Origin of the sequence: Brumimicrobium glaciale (genome assembly GCF_004152935.1) — a bacterium.
GTDB lineage: Bacteria > Bacteroidota > Bacteroidia > Flavobacteriales_D > Crocinitomicaceae > Brumimicrobium > Brumimicrobium glaciale.
In genome coordinates, this window is record NZ_SETE01000003.1 from 12,942 (window position 1) to 34,067 (window position 21,126).

Consider the following 21,126-nt stretch of genomic DNA (forward strand, 5'->3'; position numbering starts at 1 on the left):
TACGTGAATATCTGGTGTTTAAGGTCTGATGAATTATTAGGTTTCTTAGAAAGAAAATTAATACTATAATCCTATTTTACTCATTCTAGATTATCATCCTTTGATTTCTGACTGATTCCTTTTGCATTTGATGATGATATCACACTTTTCCCTGTTTTTTCTTCAATTTCTTTTCTCGTATTTCCAGCAATTGTGCCTCCTTGTTTGGCAATTTTTTTACTTTCTGAAAACAACTTTGGTTTTTTCTCTTTTGAAATTTCGGTTGTCGTAGCTTCTGCCAACATATTCAAAACCAATTCTAGATTCGTCATGTTGTCTCTTAGGTTTTCTTTCTTCAAGTCCTTAAGACCTTTGTACTCTTTAGATGTCAAACCTGCCCAAGCTTTTGTGATTTCATCTGTTAATATTGCATATTCCATTCCTTTTTTAACACCACGTAAATCCCATTCATCCGTTAAATCTTTGCGAACTTCAATACTTTTCAATCGTTGATTAATCCAACTTGCTGAATAACCCTTTTTCATATAGGTATCCATTGCTCGATCGAATGCTTTTTCCGGATCCTCTGTTTCCTCTATTCGTTCATAACCTACTTTGGCTAACCAAGTTTTAAAAGGTTCTGCTTTTGGAGATGGAATTGATTGGATTAATCGCAAAATCTGCTCTGTATCAGCCACATCTGTTCTGTAATACTTACCGTCTGATGAAAGCATTTTCAGTTGACTACAATTTGTAGCCAACTCACTACCCTCCTTTTTTAATCTTGTTTTTAAAACACTCCAGTATTTTCTTGGATTTGTGCTCTCCGTTAATACACCTATAATATCTACAACGGAAAAAAACCATTTCTCTTGGTCGTCATCCCATTCAACGCGAACTCTGTGGTCTTGAAATAATTTTATTGCGGTCTCTTTTTTCATGATTTCAGGTATTAATTTTATAGGCTTTAAGGCTTCAAAAGATTTAGATTTTTATTAATTCTAGTATTCAAATAAAAGGATATACTACATTTCAAATTATTCGTTAACATTTAATGAAGATACAAAATTTTAAATATAAATTTCCCAAATAAATAAACTCTATTCCAAATCACCTAAAATTTAAATCCAAAAACCTCTCCACCAAACCATTAATAATTCCCAATTTCCACCTCTAATCTCAAAGATTAATCCTACTTTTATTCTCTTATTCTAAACTGAAAAATGAAAGTAGAAGATATCGATAACATCACGCTAAAATTTTTAGACATTGATGATTATCAAGAGTTAAAAGAAGTGATGCAGTCAGCTTATCCAACGATGGGTACTTACTGGAGGGAAAATCACATTGAAAAATTATTGTCTATTTTCCCTGAAGGACAAGTGGTTGTAAAAATCAATGGTGAATTGGCTGGATGTGCGCTATCACTCATTGTGGACTACGACAAATACGATGATGCACATACTTATTCCGATATCACAGCCAATGAAACATTCACTTCTCATAACCCAGATGGTGATGTTTTGTATGGAATTGATGTTTTTATTAAGCCTGGATTTCGCGGACTGAGATTAGGTCGTCGTTTATATGATTACCGTAAGGAATTGTGTGAAAAACTAAATTTGAAAGGAATTGCATTTGGTGGAAGAATTCCGAATTACCATAAATATCAAGATCAATTATCTCCTAAAGAATATATAGCGAAGGTAAGGAACAAAGAAATCAATGATTCTGTATTGAATTTTCAGATTTCAAATGATTTTTTCCCAACTAAAGTTTTAAAAAACTATTTAAAAGGAGATGTTCATTCTAACGATTACGCTGTTTTATTAGAATGGCGAAATATATATTATGAAAAACCATCGAAAAAAGCAGGTTCAAACAAGCGTGTTGTAAGGCTAGGTTTGGTTCAATGGCAAATGCGTCCATACAAAGACACAGAAACTTTCTTTGAACAATGTGAGTTTTTCATTAGTTCGTTGTCAGGATATCGCTCTGACTTTGCGCTTTTCCCGGAGTTATTTAATGCTCCATTAATGGGGAATGACAATCACATGTCGGAAGCAAATGCTATTCGTGCTTTGGCTGAATTTACGGAAGAAATAGTTGATAAGTTCTCTGGATTCGCTATTTCATACAACATCAATATTATTACTGGAAGTATGCCAGAAATGATTGATGGAGATTTGTATAACGTTGGGTATTTATGCCGACGTGACGGAACGGTTGATCGTTATGAAAAAATCCACATTACTCCAAACGAGGTGAAGTATTGGGGTATGAAAGGTGGAGATAAGATCAAGGTTTTTGACACGGATTGTGGTAAAATTGGAATCTTGATTTGTTACGATTCAGAATTCCCAGAATTAAGTAGAATCTTGGCAGACCAAGGAATGGAAATTCTATTTGTGCCTTTCTTAACAGATACACAAAATGGATATTCACGTGTTAGACATTGCTCTCAAGCCAGAGCAATCGAAAATGAATGTTATGTTGCCATTGCTGGAAGTGTAGGTAACTTGCCGAACGTGCACAACATGGATATTCAATATGCACAATCTATGGTTTTTACGCCTTGTGACTTCGCTTTTCCAACAAATGGTGTAAAAGCAGAAGCAACGCCAAACTCAGAAATGATTTTAATTGCAGACGTAGATTTAGATTTACTTCGTGAATTGAATGAATTTGGAAGTGTTCGAAATTTAAAGGACAGAAGAACAGATTTATTTGAATTAAATTTGAAACCAAAGAAGAAGCTTTAATATTGTGAAAATATAATTAACCTTTTAAATGTTGGAGATAATTCAGCATTTGAAAGGTTGTATTGAATAGCTTTAGAATAGTAAAAGATTAAAAACTAACAACTATGTTGACATTTTTAAAAGATTACCAATATGAGATAATTTATATTATTGTCACCATTTTCTCAGTATTTGCATTGCGTTTTTTAACCACTTTTATTCAAAAGAAAGCCTTAAAAAAAGGTGCAGAAAGATTGGGCTATGAAAGCGATGGAACTACCAGAACAGTTAGAAAGATTTTAAATACCTTGTGGTTAATTTTAGGTGCAACAGCAATTGTTTTGCTTTTTGTATCTGGTGAGGTTCATGAAAAATTATTAGCCAACTCAAAATTTATCGTTTACACTACTATTGTTGCTATTGGAACAATAGTTTTTGCCTCAACAACCAACAGATGGTTCAAATGGAAGGTTACAAAAAAGAACACCGAACATGACGATCCAACGAGTTTAAAATTCTTAAGATATATAGCAATTGGTGCTATTTATACACTCGGAGTTTTGTTAATTCTATTGGTTCTACCCGGATTTAAAGGAGTAGCACAAACTGTACTAGGAGGAGCTGGTGTGATCGCTGTAATCGCGGGTATTGCTTCTCAAGAAGCTTTAGGGAATATTGTAAGTGGGCTTTTTATCGTATCCTTTAAACCTTTTAAAATTGGTGATGTGATAAAAATCGAAGGCGAAATGACTGGAAAAGTTATTGATATTACTCTAAGACATACGGTACTTCAAAATTTCGAAAACCGTATGATTGTCGTGCCAAATTCTGTTATTAACAAAGAGAAATTAATCAATTATGATTCCATCGACCAAAGGGTTTGCGAAAGATTGGGATTTAATATTTCTTATGACAGTGATATTGATTTAGCAAAAAGCATCATTCGAGATGAGTGTGAAAACCATCCATTACTCCTAGATAAAAGAACTGCCAAAGAAATTAGTGATGGGATTCCAAAAGTGAATGTAAAAGTAATTGAATTAGCTGCTTATGCAGTAGTTATTCGCGCTTGGGCATGGACAGCAAATTCCGATAACAGCTATACTTTACGCTTCGATTTATTAGAAAGTATCAAGAAAAGATTCGATAAAGAAGGCATTGTTATTCCATTTCCTAATCAAACGATTAGTTTTAAAAATCCGTTAAAAACAGAAGAATGAGATTGTTTCGAATTGCTTTAATGTCATTACTATTATTGAGTTTATCTTCTTGTAAAGTAGGCCGTTTTTTCGTTTACAATTTCGCGGGAATAAAAGATTACAAAATATTTCCAAGCCGCACAATTGAGAAAGGAGATTCTACCTTCTACTTTACTCAAGGAGTTGAGAAAAAACCAAAAACGATAAGCTATAAAGACAAAGAGTTATCATTTGAGGAATTCCTAATTGAACAGAAAACAGTTGCATTTTTAGTGATTAAAAACGACTCCATTCTCTATGAAAATTACTTTAACAAATATGAAGAAGAAGCTATTGTTGCTTCGTTTTCTATGGCAAAATCTGTCACGTCTATTCTTATTGGAATCGCAATTGATGAAGGATTAATTCTATCAGTAAACGAACCAGTCACCAAATATATTCCAGAATTAAAAGCAAATGGATTCGACAAAGTGACCCTCAAGCATTTATTACAAATGACTTCAGGATTAGACTACAATGAAGGATATGCAAATCCTTTCGGAGATGTGGCAACGTTTTATTATGGAACAAAACTACGAAAAGAAATTCCAAAAATGAAGTTGAAATACGAACCCGAGGAAAAATTTGATTATGCCAGCGGAAGCACACAAATTTTAGGTTTAGTATTAGAAAGAGCATTAAAAGACCAATCTATTTCGAGCTATTTACAGGAAAAATTATGGATCCCCTTAGAAATGGAATTCGATGCGAGCTGGAGCATTGACAGAAAAAAGAACGGATTAGAAAAGACTTTCTGCTGTTTAAATGCAAGAGCAAGAGACTTTGCAAAAATTGGAAGACTATACCTGAACAAAGGAAATTGGAACGGAAAACAAATCGTTTCGGAAGAATGGGTAGCGGAATCTACTAAATATGACGTCTCCGAAGGAAGCGCAAATCACTACCAATATCAATGGTGGATTCCCTCAGAAAATGGCGACTTCATGGCCCGAGGAATTTTAGGACAATACATTTATGTTCATCCAGAAAAAGACCTCATAATCGTAAGATTAGGAAAAAAAGAAGGAAAAGTAGATTGGTTTAGTGTTTTGCCAAAGATTGGGAAGGCTTATTGAATTACGAATATTGTAATTACGAATTACGAATTGTTGTGGACTTAATTGCCTTCACCAAGTTCTGAACAATGCGATGCAATTGCGGTTAAACTTCCTAATATTAAACTAACTTTGTATTTTAAAACACCAAAAAAATGATTCAAGAGAAACTTCAAGAAAGAAGCAACAATCAATGCGAATTGTGTACTTCGACAAGCGATTTGACGGTTTACACTGTTCCACCAAGAGATACTGAAAGCGAAGAAAATTCGATCTTAATATGTGAGAATTGCAATACTCAAATTAATGATGAGAGTAAAGTAGATCCAAATCACTGGAGATGTTTAAATGACAGTATGTGGAGCGAAGTTTCAGCGGTGAAAGTTGTGGCTTGGAGAATGTTAAACCAATTGCGTGCTGAAGGTTGGCCATCTGATTTATTGGAAATGATGTATCTTGAAGAAGAAACTTTAGCATGGGCAAAAGAAGGTGCTGCAGCTGAAGTGACAGAAGAAGCAATTATTCATAAAGACAGCTATGGAGTAGTTTTAGAAGCTGGAGATACTGTTGTTTTAATTAAAGATCTTCCAGTAAAAGGTTCTAGTTTGGTGGCCAAAAGAGGAACGGCGGTTAGGCGGATTTCACTTGATCATGAGAATGCAAATCATATTGAAGGGAAAGTTGAGGGGCAGCAAATCGTAATTTTGACCCAATTCGTAAAGAAATCCTAAATTTCTAATTTAGAAATTTGTTTTTGTGCTTTAATGGCACTTTCGGTTCTCCCCTTTTTATAATGGTTGAATGTAATTGAAACTGGATTAAAATTATTTATCCATACATAAGTTAAACGAACAAAAGAATAATCCAAGAACTCTGGATGATACTTTTTGTTGCGCTTTAATGGCACGCGGGCCCACTGCAAGAACTGTTACCACGAGATAAAATCACTGTTACCACGAGATAAAATCACTGTTACCACGAGATAAAATCACTGTTACCACGAGATAAAAACTGTTACCACGAGATAAAATCTCGCGGTAACAGTTTAGAAAAAGGATTAATAATCAAAAAAGAGGGATGAAAAATAATGGCGTTAAAACGCCAATATTTTTCATCCCTCTTTTTTGAACGCACACCACCAAAAATCAGTTACCGCGAGATTTTATCACGGTAACATTTCCTATTCACAAAGACCCATTAAAATAAGAGTAGAATCTATTTTTTCTTAAGTAAAGAAATAGACCAAACTGGTAAGAAACACAAAGCTGCTGTTGTCCCCAAAGCACCGCCAAAGCCCTCAAAATACGGAGAGGTAAAAAGATAAATAAAAGTAAACAGAAATCCGGCTATTCCGATTAATAAATAGGAGGAAAGAATTTTATTGGAAGCCATTCCAATAAATGCCGCACCATAGAAAATAACGGGTGCTTCTGTGGCTAACGTTATAGGTAAATAAGGTGCGAAAACCATAACTAATAATGCAAAAACCAATGATGGCAGTGCAGAACCAACTACAATTCCCATTTTGAAATTATTATTGAGAATAAATGCAATTAATGCACCTGCTAATCCGACGATATAAAGTGAGCCTACTATCATCTTAACATAAAGAGTAAAACAGTTGCTAAAACACCTGAAAAAGCGACGCTGCCCAGTTTTCCACCATAACCAATCAGTAATCCTCTGGTGTAGATGTAGAACAATCCAGAAATTGCGCTGGCGATAAAAATGTAATGGATTTCATCAAATAATGAAGTACTTGCCATTCCGACAAATGTTCCACAATAAATAGCAATTGCAGCAGATTTTAGAGATTCAGAAGATGGTTTTATGTAAGGCAATAATCCTCCAGCAAGTCCAACGGTAGCGGATGCTAAAACAGCTCCCCATTCTAAATAATTATTGAGATAAAAAGTGAGTAAGCTTCCTATTACAAGCGCTAGAAATTCAAAAATAGTAGCTTTTGAATTGAATTTATCACGAAGTAAGTGGATATAACTGTAGATTAATAATCCTAAAATAATCAAGAAAAGTAATGATGAAATATTGAAATCTGATGTATCAAGAAGACATTTTCCTATGAAGAAAAGATGCAAAAACAGAAATAATATATAACCAATTATGGATGAATGTTTAGTCATGGAGTGACAAAGATAAATACAAAGGTGACTTCGGCTTCGCTCAGCCACCTTTATATTATATCTTATTTGATTTATTTTTTTTAAAACTACTTTTTCAAGAAACTATACTCTTTTGCATATTCCAACATTTGTTCTTTAAATCCTGAAACGTAATCAACCTAATTACAAATAGTTAACATGCTAAAAACGAACATCAATTGATAAAAGATATTCTAATTATTTTTTTTGTAAACTTGATTAAACATATAAAAGGGTTCTATATGATTTTGTGTGGGTAGTTTTAAAATCTATGGTTTTAATTGAAGCTAAACGATTGTTAATTTGGTTCTACTTTTATTTAAATGGAAACTTTCTATTAAAAATTTAATTCACTTAATTTGATAAGCTCCTGTAATTTACAGTATTTATAATTTTAAGTCCCAGAGGGACGGCATATTAATAGGGATGGACGTAAGTCCATCCGACAAACGATACAAACCGAAACATAACCCCACAAAATCGACCTAATTGCATGCAATTAGGTCGATTTTGTGGGGTTATGTATTATATCTATTTGTTTTAAACCAAGGACTTACGTCCTTGGTTATTAATATGCCGTCCCGCCGGGACTAATCAATTGAAATACAGACCACCATGTGCTTACTTGTAAAAATGAAATGATAATTTTGAAAAATACTTTAAAATACAACTCGTTTAGGTTACAGTTAAATTCGCAGTAGAACCATTAATTTTTCGAAAGATTAAAATTGATTACCCACAGTATTTCATATAGAGCCGTTTAAAAATTATGAAATTCCAATTCTCTGGAAAAAATAAATTTTACAAGCTAAATTTTGTAAAACCAAAAAACCTACAAAACACTTCACTTTCGTTTGGCATTCCGTAGGTTTTTAGAATATTTATCAACTTAATATTACTTTTTCAAGAAACTATATTCCTTAGCGTATTCTAACATTTGCTCTTTAAATCCAGAAACGTAAGTAACTTTTACATCTGTAATGTTTCCCTCTTTGTCCATTTCCGGAACTAAAACTGGATTCACGAATCCGCTGTATGGTGGAATGTTCAAAGGTTTAACACGCTCCAACACTTCAGCGTGAATTGCCTGATCAACATTTACTGCGTAAGTTTCAATTAAAGCTTTACCCGCTTCATAATCACCTTCCGATTTTATGCGTTGGATTTCTTTTAGTAATTCTCCAAACAATCCTTGTAATGCAACATAATCGCGCACTTTGAAATATGTTTTTCCATCACGTTGAATTTTCTCAATAACCGTATCTGCTTTGCCTTTTTCATAAACCCAAGCAGCAACCAATTGACGGTTTCTCATGTGAGATTGTTCAATTTTATCACCTACTTTAAGTCTTTGTAATTGCGTCATCAAACCATTTCTGATGTAACCATCGTACTCCGCTTTTCCAACTTCCAAAGATTCCATTAGATTATAATCAATCAGTTTTTCGTTCATTAAATAGTACAATGCAACCAAATCGGCACGTGCTTCTTCCAAAGCACTAGCATAACTTTTTAAGGTTTCTTTTGGCGTCCCAACACCTGGATTCAATTGTCCACTTGCGTGACCAACCACTTCGTGAAGTGCTGTATGCAATTTAGAACCAATATCTCCATATTTTCTAGCACGTTCAGCTTCTTCTTCATCATAAGTAAATTCGTCCAGCATTGAACCTCCAGATGCTTTTCCATAAGCTTCAACAATGTTTCCAAGGCTCACAGATTTCGAACCATGTTCAGCACGAATCCAATCTGCATTTGGTAAATTAACTCCAATTGGCGTTGATGGAGAAGCGTCACCAGCCTCACCCAATACATTCACAACTTTATAAGTTACTCCTTTTACATTCTTTTTCTTGTGCTCTGCTTGAATTGAAGAATTATCCTCAAACCATTGTACATTTTCTTCAAGCACTTTCATTCTTTTTGAAGCATCAAAGTCTTTCATCTGAACAACCGTTTCATAAGTCGCTCTGTATCCTTTGGCATCGCCGTAAACTTCAATAAATCCATTGATGTAATCAATATCTCCTTCAGTTGCCTTAACCCAAGCAATGCTGTATGCATCCCAATCTTTTAAGTCTCCAGATTTGTAATATTTCACCAATAATTCTAAAGCATGTTTTTGGGCATCATTTTCTGCAACAGTTGCCGCTTTTTCTAACCAATACGCTACTTTTTCTAGTGCCGATCCATACATTCCACCAATTTTCCATGGAATCTCTTCAATTTGTCCTTTATCATTCAAAACCATTTTAGAATTCAAACCATAAGAAACGGGAAATGAATCTCCAGGAACTTTAATTTTCTTGTAATAAGCATCCACCATTTGCTCCGTTACGCCTTCTCCATAGAAGTTGTTTGCACTTCCTTTAATAAGTCCTTTTGAAGCATCCAGATTCTTCGCTTTTGCATCCACTTTAGGATCAAAAATAGCCGTCAATGCTACATCACTGATTTCAGTTTTTGTTTCTGTCAATAATTTATTGAAATAAGCTTTATCAAATTCAGGCGTAAATTTATCTTTTGAATAATGATGGTGAATTCCGTTAGCAAACCAAACTTGCTTGGTGTATTGCATGAATTTATTCCAATCCTCACTTTCATCACCTTCATGATTCGCTACAATATTGTCTAGCGCATTACGAATTTCAATATTGTGTTTATAATTTTGATCGTAAATTATATCTCTTCCGCTTAGTCCAGCTTGGGTAAGATAATACGCCAACTTTTTCTGATCCAAGGTTAACTGGTCGAAGCCATTAATCTTGTAACGAAGTACACGAATATCTGCAAATCGATCTGCTTCATATTCGAAATCTTCATTCTCATCTTGTTCTGTTTGAACGACTGGTTCTTTCTCAGTCGTTGTCTCGTTTTGTCCACATGAAAAAAGTACTCCTGCGGCAAGTGCTCCCAAAACCAATCGGGAATTTATAATTTTCTTCATTCTCTCTTTTTTTTGAAAGTCTAAGGTAGTGATAAAAATCGTTTTTGGGAGTTTTTCAGTATTGAGTAGGGAGTTTTGAGTAAGGAGAGGGAGAGGGGAGAGGGAGAAGGAGAATGAGGAAAGAAAGAAAGAGTTATAGAGGAAGAACGAATGTCAAGGGAAATAATTCATAATTCAAAATTACTTCCCCCGCGGTCTATCGCTTTTTTGAAGGACGATTTCGGAATGTAGAAACTCCGCTGCATCTGCTGAATCTTTCACTTTTGTTGAGCTTCTTTCTAACATTTCTGATTCAAATTGAGTTAAAACACTTTTTCTAATTCCATTTGCTCTCCAATTAGACATTGGTCTGCATCCTTTTGAAATTCCTCTGGCCAGTGCTAGCGCATCTAATAATGCTTGATTCGCACCTTGACCTTTAAATGGACTCATGGGGTGTGCTGCATCTCCAATTAAAGTAATATTTTGTGATTTTGCCAAGGTTTCTGAATCTAGAATTGCCCTATCATAAACAGGATAACCTGAAATTAGTTCTTCATCTGCAGCTTCTAATATTTGTGGAATAGGCATGTGCCATTGAGTTCTTCGAATTGCTTCCGTTTTTAAAGCCTGCTTTCCTTGAACGCTTAATTCTTTAGCTTCTTGTTCTGACATTGGAAAACTCAGTTGCCACATCACAGCATCAGAAGAATAAGGCATTACATAAATTCGTTCATTTCCATTTGCGGTTTGAAAAACTGTAGCTGAATCAAGCAAATCACTGTCTATATCTTTTAAATCTTCCAACGGACAAATTCCCAATATTACAATACAACCCAAATAACGCAATGGAGTTTCCTCCTCACCAATCAATAAATTCCGAACTGAACTTCTAATTCCATCAGCACCAACCAAAAGATCTGCTTTTGTAGTTTTAATTTCACCGTTTACTTTAAAATTCAAATCAACAGTTTCGTCTTTGTTTTCCTTAAAATCGACTAGTTGATGTCCCCATTCAATGGAGTCATGTCCACCCAGTTGTTGCAGCAAAGCCAATCGCAAGGACTGTCGAGCGATATGCATATTAGTTCGTTTTGGAGAAGTTTTCTCATTTTCCTCCATCCATTTTCTCATCCCCCATTCACCAATGATTTTCCCATCAGTAGTGTGAACAACATGTCTGGTTGAAATCACAGCTTCATCCAATGAGAAAATACCAAAACCCTCAATTGCTCTGCTGGCTTGTTGTAAAGTGAGTCCATAACCTTGTGATCTTTCTTCAAAACCTGTATCACGTTCATAAATAGTGAAAGGAATTCCACGGTGCAAACAAGCTACCGCCAAAGCTATTCCGCCTATTCCTCCACCAACAATTGCAACATGAGGAAGATTTTCTTTGTCAGGAATAACGGATTTTTTAGATGGAACTAATCCTGATCCTAAACAATTTAAACAAGAAATTAAATGATTTTTTGGACGAACTGGAACTGCACCTTTTCCATCCGATTTTTCAAAAAGATCTAATTCTCTTTGATATTGAAGACGTACTTTTTTGCGAAGTCTCTGACTTTTTTTCCCGAGTCCTTGACATTCCTCACAAACAGAGTAGTTATTATCCATATTTAGTATCGCCTTTTAAGAATCATTTTTTCAAAGCAAAATAATGTAAACCAAAATTTACAGAGTGAGAAAGAGAGTGAAAACGAGGATGCATTTACAATTTAAAATGACGCCTTAGTTTAACAAAAAAATTAGCTATTCTGGAATCGCTTTTTTTAGAGTAAAAACTACATAGTTAATCGACGTCACCTCAGTTCTCCTTACTCACACTCAATACTATAAATTATTTTTGTTTTATTTCTATTGCCTTTAAAGTATTCATCATCAAAGAAACAATCGTCATTGGACCAACTCCACCAGGCACCGGCGTGATATACGAAGCTTTTTCAGAAACACTTTCGAAATCTACATCTCCTACAATTCTATAACCATTTTTCCTTGATGCATCTTCTAAACGCGTAATTCCAACGTCCATAACCACCACTCCTTCTTTTACCATATCTGCGGTAAGGAAATTCGGTTTTCCAATTGCCGTGATAATAATGTCTGCTTGAAGCGTTAATTCTTTTAAGTTTGTTGTTCTAGAATGTGTTAACGTAACAGTTGAATTCCCAGGATATGCGCTTCTCCCCATCAAAATACTCATTGGAGAACCAACGATATGAGAACGACCGATAACAACACAATGTTTTCCTGAAGTTTCTATTTCATATCTTTTGAAAAGCTCTAACATTCCCGCAGGAGTTGCTGGTAAAAATCCAGGCAGATTTAAAACCATATTTCCTAAATTCGTTGGATGAAAACCATCTACGTCTTTTTTAGGATCTATTGCTAAAGTGATTTTCTTTTCGTCGATGTGTTTTGGAAGTGGCAACTGAACGATAAAACCATCAATTTCATCGTTGTTGTTCAATTCGTAAACCTTTGCCAAAAGTGCTTCTTCTGTAATGGTATCTTCAAGGTGAAACAGCGAACTTTCAAAGCCAATTTCTTTACAAGCCCTTACTTTCGCGCCTACATAAGTTAGCGATCCGCCATCATTTCCAACTAATACGGCTGCTAAATGTGGTGTCTTTTGACCTTTCGCTTTTCTTGCCTCAACTGCTTCTGCTAATTCCTGACGAATTGCTTTTGAAGTCTCTTTACCATCTAAAATCTGCATGTCAAATATGTTTTTGCAAAAATAAGATTTTAATTTTCAATTGACAATTGATAAGTGATAATTGATAATTGATAATTTTTGAACGTGAACTTTATTCCAAAAAGCAAAAAGCGCCTACCCAAAGAGAAAACGCTTTTAATAAAATGTAAATCACTTTTAATTCGTAATTCTAAATTGATAATTCGTAATTACTTCTTCACAATCTTGAAATTTTTCTGGCCTTCATTATTATGCACTCTTAAAGTGTAGATTCCTTTTTCAAGTTGATCAATCACTAAAGTAGCTTCTTTTGCATTATTCAATGCTTTATTTTCTACTAAAACTATTCGACCATTCATATCTGAAATTTCAATTTTTAACGCTGAACTATTTGATGGATTTACTACGGTTATAATACTAGAAGCAGGATTTGGAAATACTGAAACATCCATCAAAAACTCACTCTCTAGTGACACATCTTCTCCCGTAAGTACAAAACCTAAAGGATAAGACCAATCGCTTGTTCCTCCTGCTTGACAATCTGCTTGAACATAAAATTGATATTGTGTTTCCGGCGTTAAACCACTAATTGAATACGGGTTTGAATTCGCTCCATTAATAACAGTTCCTGTTCCTGGCGTAAAACCATTTAGTCCATATTCAATATTCCAAAGTGTTGCAGCTCCATTTTCAGTCCAGCTTAAATCTAAAGTCGTTCCTGTAATGTTAGCAGCTATTACATCAGTTGGAATTGCACAAACGAAACCTGGATCGAGATCAATAGTTAAATTAAAATCAATTGCAGAGCCAAACAAAACACTTCCACATGGTGAAGGATTTGCAGTTGCACCATTTTCACTGCGAATTCTCATTCTATATTCGCCAAGCGCCGTTCCAATAGGAATTGTGACACTCAAAGTTTTTGAAGGATTAGCATCCGCTAGCGTTGCAACAACTTCAGAAGCTTCAAATACATTATTCAAATTCCAATCCACCCAAATATTAACACCGTTTCCGCCGCCCATATATTCAGTGGTAATATCAAAAGTTTGTCCTTCATAAGAAGTGAAAAGCTGAGCCGTTTCATCAACATAACCTCCTGCTGGATAAGTAGTCGTAGAATAGCTTAAATCTACAAGCGCACCCATTGAATTTACGTCCGTTAGGTGATCTCCTTGGTAAGTTGTAGAAACATCACAATATCTAAATTCATAAGGACCAGCCCAATTACTTGAACTTCCAGCAGAACAAATAGAACGAACATAGAAATCATATTCTACTCCAGCAGTAATATTCATTGTGTATGAATTGGAAGTCGTTACTGATACACTTGTACCCGAGCCTTGAGGATAACCGTAAGCTCCATACTCTACCTCCCAAGCGTTAGCTGAATTCATTTCAGTCCATCCAAAATCAATCGTTGTTGGCGTTCCATTACTCACCACCAAAGCCGTTGGAGGAAGACAATTTGGTGAAGCTGTAACATCAAAGGTGTAATCTTCTGCTTCAGAATAGGTGGAACCACAAGGGCCTGGTGAAGGATCAATCCAATCTCCAATTACTCTCATTCTGTATTGACCAACTGCCTGTCCTGAAGGCACAGAAAATGAATTCGAGAAAGGAGAAACACCTTGTGCGGTTGTACCGTAAACTTTTTCGGCAGTACCAAATGTAAAATCATTATTCCAATCAATATAAATCGAATAACCATATTGGCCATTGGAAGAATTCATTGCAATTGTAAAGTTTATTGTTTGACCTTCAAACCCACCAACTGACATAGCTGTAAAATCAGAGTATCCAATAGATGTTGCGCCTATTCCTGTATTGAGATTCAGAATATTTGGTATTCCACCTGTAGTTTCAAAGGAGTTAATATATTCCTGATTGCTAGTTGATGAATAGTTACAGTATTGTGAATTGACATTCAGACTCCAAAAGGCAGCTGCAAAGATCAGCACACCATTAAGTAATGATTTTTTCATAAGCTTGTTTTAAAAAATAGTGAACTCAAATATAAAAATTAATAAATACAAAACAAATGTTAAAAGTAGCGATGGAGAGTCCTATAGCTATTTAAACACTTTATCTAATCCGTATTCTAAACGTTTATATCCTTTCTCACTTTTTGGAATTAGGCCTAATTAACTATATTTCAAATACTATGAACTTAGAATTCATTTTATTCCTTTCTACTATTCTTTCTTATTTGGGATGTTTCTTGTCTTTCTCTCAGGTAAATAATTTTTCAGTATCAGCTATTTCCGATCCCCTTTACTTTCCATCAGCAGCCCTCATTTTAAACAGTGGACAATTTGTCGACAGTTCAATTCCGTTTGATTTTCTATTTTCTTTATGCGACACCAATAATCCCGAAGCTTAACGCTTTAGGTTAAAACCTCTTGAAAATTTGTATTATTCAAAACTTAGCTGATGTAGACTAATTTTTAAAATCTGAATTTTTCTATAAATCATGATTAGACTTCAATTACCAACAAGATCCTCTAATCAGCATAAATTTTTATTGATCAAAGGATGAAATTGTAATGGGGATTAGACGTGAAAAAGTCAGAGTAAAACAATCAATCTATAACCAGTAGATAAAATCCCTATTCCTTTTTCAAATAAATAACACTTTTATCAGGATTTACTACTATTCTGGATTGATAACCTTTTTTAGAATAAGAAACTTCCAAATCTGGACAACCACCAACAGCTCCGGTCATTTCTGATCCTAAAAAATAATTCCCTGTACTGTCTGATAAAACTTCACCATACAAAACTGTTAAAGCTTTCACTAGAACACTATCGATAGGAAGCAGTGTTTCTTCATCAAGTACTTTCCCATTTGCAGATCTACTGCATTCGCATGAAATAAACAAAAATAATACTGCAGCAGAAAAGCATATTTTTAAGATTAACTTTTTCCTAAGATTCATTATTACTGGTTTTTACAATTATTACCGTAAACGAAATCAAAACTCAAAGCGTTGTCTATCAGCATAAAAAAAAGGCGATTACCTTTCGATAATCGCCTTTTTGAAAATATAATCTTAAGCTATTTGCTTATTTTCCTCCACGTTTACGCTGACCTTCAGTTAAGAATATCTTACGAATTCTTAAATTCGTTGGTGTCACCTCAACATATTCATCAGCTTGAATGTATTCTAAACATTCCTCCAAACTGAATACTCTTGGTGGAGCGATTTTCACCTTAGCATCAGTTCCTGATTTACGCATGTTCGTTAATTGTTTCGTTTTAGTAACGTTAACAACAAGATCACTCGCACGGTTATTTTCTCCAATTACTTGACCTTCATAGATCTTTTCACCTGGAGCAATAAAGAAAACACCTCTGTCCTGCAAGTTATTCAATGAGAAAGGAATTGAAGTTCCTAATTCCATTGAAATCAAAGATCCATTTAAACGACCAGGAATATCTCCTTTGTAAGGTTGGAATTCAATAAATCTGTGATTCATGATCGCTTCTCCTGCTGTTTGTGTCAACAAGTAGTTACGTAAACCGATAATTCCTCTAGAAGGAACGATAAAGTCAACAATCATACGGTCACCTTTGGCTACCATATTGGTCATTTCACCTCTTCGTTTTGTTACTGCTTCAACCGCTGTTCCAGAATGTTGTTCTGGTAAATCGATAGTCAACTCTTCAATTGGCTCACATTTCTTACCATCAATTTCCTTGATAATAACCTGTGGTTGACCAACTTGAACTTCGTAACCTTCACGACGCATTGTTTCAATTAATACAGCCAAGTGCATAACTCCCCTTCCGAAGACCATCCATTTATCAGCTTTCTCAGTTGGTTCAATACGCAACGCTAGATTTTTCTCTAACTCTTTATTCAAACGTTCCTCAATGTGACGAGAAGTAACAAGCTTCCCTTCTTGACCGAAGAATGGTGAATCATTAATTGAGAACATCATGCTCATTGTTGGCTCATCAATTGTGATAGTATCCAATGGTTCAGGATTCTCTGGATCACAAATTGAATCTCCAATTTCAAATCCTTCAATACCCGTTACTGCACAAATATCACCTGGTTGAACGCTATCTACTTTTATACGCTCTGTTCCAACATAAACAAACACGTCTTTTACACGGTGTTTCTCATGCGTTCCATCACGTTTTGCAAGAATAATAGGCATTCCTGGCTTCATAGTTCCTCTTTGTAAACGACCGATTGCGATACGTCCAACGAAAGAAGAATAATCTAAAGAAGTAATCAACATCTGAGTATTTCCTTCTTCAATTTTCACTGGAGGGAAATATTCTAAGATTGTTGCTAAAAGTGGCTCGATAGAATCAGTTTGATCTTTCCAGTCTTTCGACATCCAGCTGTTCTTTGCAGAACCATAAACTGCTTCAAAATCTAATTGATCTTCTGTCGCTTCAAGCTCGAACATCAAGTCGAAAACTTTTTCATGTACGATATCAGGTGTACAGTTTTCTTTGTCGACTTTATTAATAACTACTAAAGGCTTCAATCCTAATTGAAGTGCTTTTTGCAAAACGAAACGTGTTTGTGGCATTGGACCCTCGAAAGCATCCACTAACAAACAAACACCGTCAGCCATGTTCAATACACGTTCAACTTCACCACCGAAATCGGCGTGACCAGGAGTATCAATAATGTTGATTTTCGTTCCCTTATACATTACAGAAACGTTCTTTGATACGATAGTAATACCTCTTTCTCGTTCCTGGTCGTTACTATCCATCATTAATTCACCAGAATGTTCACGAATTCTTTCGTCAAAGGATTCTCCTGCTTCAATTATACGGTCAACCAATGTAGTTTTTCCGTGGTCAACGTGTGCTATAATCGCTATATTTCTAATTTCCATTTTTCGTTTATCTGGGTTTTAGTCTAATTTTATTATCTTCTGCGGCTGCTTGAACCACCACCGCTTCTGCTTGAACTGCTTGAGCCACCACTTCTGCTACCTCCTCCAGATCTACCTCCGCTTCTTCTGTCTCCACCAGAACGACTTCCACCACGGCTTCCTCCACCACGACTTCTACCACCTCCACCTGAAGATTTTTCTTGCGTTTTTTCAATGTTCATGCTTTTTCCTTCGAAATCTGCACCTTGAACTTGAGCAAGAATTTTATCAGCATCAGATTTATCAGCATCAAAGAATGAGAATGCTGGCATAATATCAATTCTACCAATCGTATCTGATTTCAATCCAGTAGCATCACATATAATACGTAATAATCCACCAGGATTCAAACCATCCTTATCTCCTAATGAAACAAAGAAACGTTGTTTGTTCTCATCTGTTTCACTTCTTCTTCCTCTTGATGAACCTCTGTCATCTCTGTCTCTACCTCTACCAGAATCTCTATCGTCTCCACCTCTATCAGAAGCTTTAGCGTTAAGATCTCCAGCTTTCTTGTAGTAATCTAAGAATCTGTTGAATTCAGCTGAAACGAATTTTTTAATTACTTCTTCTTTCGATAAATCTTCCAAATCCGCAAGGATATGTGGAATAAAAGGAGCAATCTCTTCTTCGTTTACTTTTGTTGCTTTTACTTTGTTAATCATCGATTCTAATTGAATCGCACAAATTGCTTCAGGTCCTGGGATCTCAGCATAAGCAAACTTTTGATTAATAATCTTTTCGATTTGATTAATCTTGTATTTTTCACGTGTGTTGATTAAAACAAGAGATTCTCCTGTATTTCCAGCACGTGCTGTACGACCACTACGGTGCGTATAGTTCTCTACCTCATCTGGTAGATTATAGTTAATTACGTGAGTAATATCATTTACATCAATTCCACGAGCAGCAACATCAGTAGCCACAAGTAATTGAATACTTCTGCTTCTGAATAAGTTCATTACTCGGTCACGTTGTGCTTGAGATAAATCTCCGTGAATTGCTTCTGCACTGTACCCTTCTTTAGCTAGTTTTTCAGCAACTTGCTGAGTCTCTCTACGTGTACGGCAAAAAACAAGTCCAAATATTTTCGGATTAAAATCGATCAAACGCTTTAATGCAGCGTAACGATCTCTTTCTTTTACTGAAAAGTAAATGTGGTCAATGTTGGCGTTACCTTCATTTTTGTTACCTATGCTCACCTCTAAAGGGTCAGTCATATATGTTTTCCCAATACGAGCAACTTCTGCTGGCATTGTAGCTGAAAACAACCACGTACTTTTTTCGTTTGGCGTAGCGCTCAATATGTAATCCAAATCTTCTTTGAATCCCATATTTAACATTTCATCTGCCTCATCAAGTACTACTACTTCAACTTCGTTAAGCTGTATCGCTTTACGTTTAATCAAATCCACCAAACGACCTGGTGTAGCTACAATAATAGCAACCCCATTTCTGATGTTTTTGATTTGTCGTTGAATGTCTGATCCACCGTAAACGGCTTCAACAGTTGCATTTCTTTCGTACTTAGAATAGTTTTCTATGTCTTTTGCAATCTGCAAACATAACTCCCGTGTTGGACAAATAATTAAGCCTTTCGGATATCTTTGGCTTTCCGTAATTCTGTTCACTAATGGTAATCCAAAAGCTGCAGTTTTCCCTGTCCCAGTTTGTGCTAATCCTACAAAATCACTCTTAGACTTGAGCAAGTGTGGGATAGCTTCTAACTGAATTGGCGTTGGCTGTTCAAACCCCATGTCTGTAACAGCTTTGACCACTTGGCTTCTCAGCCCTAAATCGTTAAAGGTCATACTTTTATTTAAAATTTGAGTGCAAAGGTACGACATTCTGAAGAGAATCAATATTTTAAGGTTTTTTTTCTTCGTTTTTTTTCATATAAACGATGGAGGTTCTTTTAATGCTAGGTTTTTAAGGTGTTGATTTTGTGACCAATAGAAGGATGTGATTGAGTTTATTGAAAATAGTTGAGGAAATGCTAAAAAAACAGAAAACAATAATGAATTGGAGCTTTGCTTGTGTTTAGAAGTTAATATATGATAGCTTTTAAAAGGAACAATACTTTACAGGGACCCAATAAATAAACGTTATTTTAAAGGCAAAAGTCCACTCACTCGAAACAAAAACTTACTTTTGATGTCTTTTGTAAATATGGAAAAACTCGACGACAACGGATTAAATAAAACTTCACGTACCTTATTACTCGTAGGAATCTTATTTGTAGCCATAAATTTAAGACCTGCACTTTCGAGTATCGGACCTTTGATTGATTTTATCCGACAAGATATTGGGCTTTCTGAAACTTTGCTTGGACTATTGACCACTCTTCCATTGATTGCTTTTGGGGTTGTTTCTACAATGACATCTTTATTTACTAAACGTTTTGGAATTGGCAATACATTAACTGGAGCTCTAATTTTATTGACTTCTGGAATTATAATTCGTTCGCTAGGTGGAATATTTCCATTGTATTTAGGAACAATTTTATTGGGAATTGCCATCGCTTTTGGGAATGTGCTTATTCCTGCCTTAATCAAAAGAAACTTTCCTCATAAAGCTGGAATTGTAACGAGTTTATATTCTGGAATAATGTCCTTAGGTGCAGCTTTTGCCGCTGGATTAAGTGTTCCTTTAGCTGTAGAAATGAATTTAGGCTGGAGAGGTTCTTTAGGAGTTTGGGCTGTTTTGGCTTTTATTGCTTTAATCATTTGGATACCGAATATAAAACGCATTAACAGAACTCCGCCACGTAGAAGTTTCAAGGAAGCCATGAAGAAATTAAGTGGTTCCTTATTGGTTTGGAAACTGGCCTTATACATGGGACTTCAATCTTTAGCATTTTACGTGATTCTCGCTTGGTTGCCTGCAATTCTTATCGACCGTGGATTTGATGCTTCTTATGCTGGCTGGATGCTTTCATTGTCTCAAGCAACGGGGATTATTGGAGCTATTCTAATTCCAATTTGGGCGGGTTCAAGAAAAGATCAACGCTTAGTTATTGTTTCCTTAATCATTGTTGAAGTCATTGCTTTAATCGGATTAATGATTCCAGGATTAGGAATGGTTGAACTTTGGGTTGGATTAATCGGAATGGTTTTGGGCGGAACATTCGGGTTGGCTTTGCTACTTATCGTTTTGCGATCCGATGATGCTGAAACAGCTGCGGAACTTTCTGGAATTGTGCAATCCATTGGATATTTTATTGCTGCCTCTGGACCATTTATCGTTGGTGTTATTTATGACTTGACGCATGTATGGAATTATGCTTTGGCTTTATTAATTGTCGTTGCAATTCTCAAACTTTTGATGGGAGTTGGCGTCGGGAAAGATCAAAAGGTTTAGTTTTTTTTTTCTGTAAGAAAACTTCAAATACTGCATTGTACTTACTTCGACAGGCTAAAGAC

The 21,126-nt window shown here is 35.4% G+C and carries 15 protein-coding genes; 5 read left to right on the forward strand and 10 right to left on the reverse strand.

Annotated elements, in window-relative coordinates:
- Positions 1-80: 80 nt before the first annotated feature.
- On the reverse strand, positions 81-920 hold the full coding sequence (locus ERX46_RS07355; protein ID WP_130093218.1) for a BRO-N domain-containing protein: 840 nt from the start codon (positions 918-920) through the stop codon (positions 81-83).
- Positions 921-1,202: 282 nt separating this feature from the next.
- Between ERX46_RS07355 and ERX46_RS07360 the strand changes: the two genes are divergently transcribed.
- The 4 genes from ERX46_RS07360 to ERX46_RS07375 all read left to right on the forward strand — a co-directional run bounded on the left by ERX46_RS07360 (position 1,203) and on the right by ERX46_RS07375 (position 5,744).
- Positions 1,203-2,741 (forward strand): carbon-nitrogen hydrolase family protein, encoded by a 1,539-nt coding sequence (locus ERX46_RS07360; protein WP_130093219.1) that lies wholly within the window; start codon positions 1,203-1,205, stop codon positions 2,739-2,741.
- 104 nt (positions 2,742-2,845) lie between these two features.
- Positions 2,846-3,940: a mechanosensitive ion channel family protein gene (locus tag ERX46_RS07365; protein ID WP_130093220.1), complete on the forward strand. Its 1,095-nt coding sequence runs from the start codon at positions 2,846-2,848 to the stop codon at positions 3,938-3,940.
- A complete protein-coding gene (locus ERX46_RS07370) occupies positions 3,937-5,034 on the forward strand; it encodes a serine hydrolase domain-containing protein (protein ID WP_130093221.1) in 1,098 nt (365 codons plus the stop codon). The genes ERX46_RS07365 and ERX46_RS07370 overlap by 4 nt, the downstream gene beginning before the upstream one ends.
- 134 nt (positions 5,035-5,168) lie before the next feature.
- Positions 5,169-5,744, forward strand: coding sequence for a PhnA domain-containing protein (locus tag ERX46_RS07375; RefSeq protein WP_130093222.1), 576 nt, complete (start codon positions 5,169-5,171; stop codon positions 5,742-5,744).
- A gap of 484 nt (positions 5,745-6,228) precedes the next feature.
- On the opposite strand, the gene ERX46_RS07380 is transcribed toward ERX46_RS07375, so the two are convergent.
- The 9 genes from ERX46_RS07380 to ERX46_RS07420 all read right to left on the reverse strand — a co-directional run bounded on the left by ERX46_RS07380 (position 6,229) and on the right by ERX46_RS07420 (position 19,515).
- On the reverse strand, positions 6,229-6,612 hold the full coding sequence (locus ERX46_RS07380; protein WP_130093223.1) for a hypothetical protein: 384 nt from the start codon (positions 6,610-6,612) through the stop codon (positions 6,229-6,231).
- Positions 6,609-7,154 (reverse strand): hypothetical protein, encoded by a 546-nt coding sequence (locus tag ERX46_RS07385; RefSeq protein ID WP_130093224.1) that lies wholly within the window; start codon positions 7,152-7,154, stop codon positions 6,609-6,611. Before ERX46_RS07385 ends, ERX46_RS07380 begins: the two co-directional genes overlap by 4 nt.
- A 913-nt stretch (positions 7,155-8,067) precedes the next feature.
- A complete protein-coding gene (locus ERX46_RS07390; protein WP_130093225.1) occupies positions 8,068-10,119 on the reverse strand; it encodes a dipeptidyl-peptidase 3 family protein in 2,052 nt (683 codons plus the stop codon).
- Positions 10,120-10,299: 180 nt separating this feature from the next.
- Entirely contained in the window at positions 10,300-11,718 is a 1,419-nt protein-coding gene (locus ERX46_RS07395) for an FAD-dependent oxidoreductase (protein ID WP_130093226.1), read from the reverse strand.
- Between the two features lie 223 nt (positions 11,719-11,941).
- Positions 11,942-12,820 carry a bifunctional 5,10-methylenetetrahydrofolate dehydrogenase/5,10-methenyltetrahydrofolate cyclohydrolase gene (locus ERX46_RS07400; protein WP_130093227.1) on the reverse strand — a complete coding sequence of 293 codons (879 nt, stop codon included), beginning with the start codon at positions 12,818-12,820 and terminating at the stop codon, positions 11,942-11,944.
- 188 nt (positions 12,821-13,008) lie between these two features.
- Entirely contained in the window at positions 13,009-14,784 is a 1,776-nt protein-coding gene (locus ERX46_RS07405) for a GEVED domain-containing protein (protein WP_130093228.1), read from the reverse strand.
- A 624-nt stretch (positions 14,785-15,408) separates the two neighbouring features.
- Complete coding sequence (locus tag ERX46_RS07410; RefSeq protein WP_130093229.1) at positions 15,409-15,738, reverse strand: hypothetical protein; 330 nt, start codon at positions 15,736-15,738, stop codon at positions 15,409-15,411.
- Between the two features lie 127 nt (positions 15,739-15,865).
- Entirely contained in the window at positions 15,866-17,665 is a 1,800-nt protein-coding gene (gene typA, locus ERX46_RS07415; RefSeq protein WP_130093230.1) for a translational GTPase TypA, read from the reverse strand.
- A 32-nt stretch (positions 17,666-17,697) separates the two neighbouring features.
- Positions 17,698-19,515 carry a DEAD/DEAH box helicase gene (locus ERX46_RS07420; RefSeq protein ID WP_130093231.1) on the reverse strand — a complete coding sequence of 606 codons (1,818 nt, stop codon included), beginning with the start codon at positions 19,513-19,515 and terminating at the stop codon, positions 17,698-17,700.
- A 358-nt stretch (positions 19,516-19,873) separates the two neighbouring features.
- On the opposite strand from ERX46_RS07420, the gene ERX46_RS07425 reads away from it, so the two are divergent.
- On the forward strand, positions 19,874-21,064 hold the full coding sequence (locus ERX46_RS07425) for a CynX/NimT family MFS transporter (protein WP_242494550.1): 1,191 nt from the start codon (positions 19,874-19,876) through the stop codon (positions 21,062-21,064).
- The last annotated feature ends 62 nt before the right edge of the window (positions 21,065-21,126 follow it).

Coding starts and splice junctions, on each gene's coding strand:
- typA (WP_130093230.1), bottom strand. CDS start 17,665: ATGGAAATTAGAAATATAGCGATTATAGCACACGTTGACCACGGAAAA.
- ERX46_RS07365 (WP_130093220.1), top strand. CDS start 2,846: ATGTTGACATTTTTAAAAGATTACCAATATGAGATAATTTATATTATT.
- ERX46_RS07385 (WP_130093224.1), bottom strand. CDS start 7,154: ATGACTAAACATTCATCCATAATTGGTTATATATTATTTCTGTTTTTG.
- ERX46_RS07380 (WP_130093223.1), bottom strand. CDS start 6,612: ATGATAGTAGGCTCACTTTATATCGTCGGATTAGCAGGTGCATTAATT.
- ERX46_RS07360 (WP_130093219.1), top strand. CDS start 1,203: ATGAAAGTAGAAGATATCGATAACATCACGCTAAAATTTTTAGACATT.
- ERX46_RS07390 (WP_130093225.1), bottom strand. CDS start 10,119: ATGAAGAAAATTATAAATTCCCGATTGGTTTTGGGAGCACTTGCCGCA.
- ERX46_RS07425 (WP_242494550.1), top strand. CDS start 19,874: ATGGAAAAACTCGACGACAACGGATTAAATAAAACTTCACGTACCTTA.
- ERX46_RS07400 (WP_130093227.1), bottom strand. CDS start 12,820: ATGCAGATTTTAGATGGTAAAGAGACTTCAAAAGCAATTCGTCAGGAA.
- ERX46_RS07355 (WP_130093218.1), bottom strand. CDS start 920: ATGAAAAAAGAGACCGCAATAAAATTATTTCAAGACCACAGAGTTCGC.
- ERX46_RS07410 (WP_130093229.1), bottom strand. CDS start 15,738: ATGAATCTTAGGAAAAAGTTAATCTTAAAAATATGCTTTTCTGCTGCA.
- ERX46_RS07375 (WP_130093222.1), top strand. CDS start 5,169: ATGATTCAAGAGAAACTTCAAGAAAGAAGCAACAATCAATGCGAATTG.
- ERX46_RS07395 (WP_130093226.1), bottom strand. CDS start 11,718: ATGGATAATAACTACTCTGTTTGTGAGGAATGTCAAGGACTCGGGAAA.
- ERX46_RS07370 (WP_130093221.1), top strand. CDS start 3,937: ATGAGATTGTTTCGAATTGCTTTAATGTCATTACTATTATTGAGTTTA.
- ERX46_RS07405 (WP_130093228.1), bottom strand. CDS start 14,784: ATGAAAAAATCATTACTTAATGGTGTGCTGATCTTTGCAGCTGCCTTT.
- ERX46_RS07420 (WP_130093231.1), bottom strand. CDS start 19,515: ATGACCTTTAACGATTTAGGGCTGAGAAGCCAAGTGGTCAAAGCTGTT.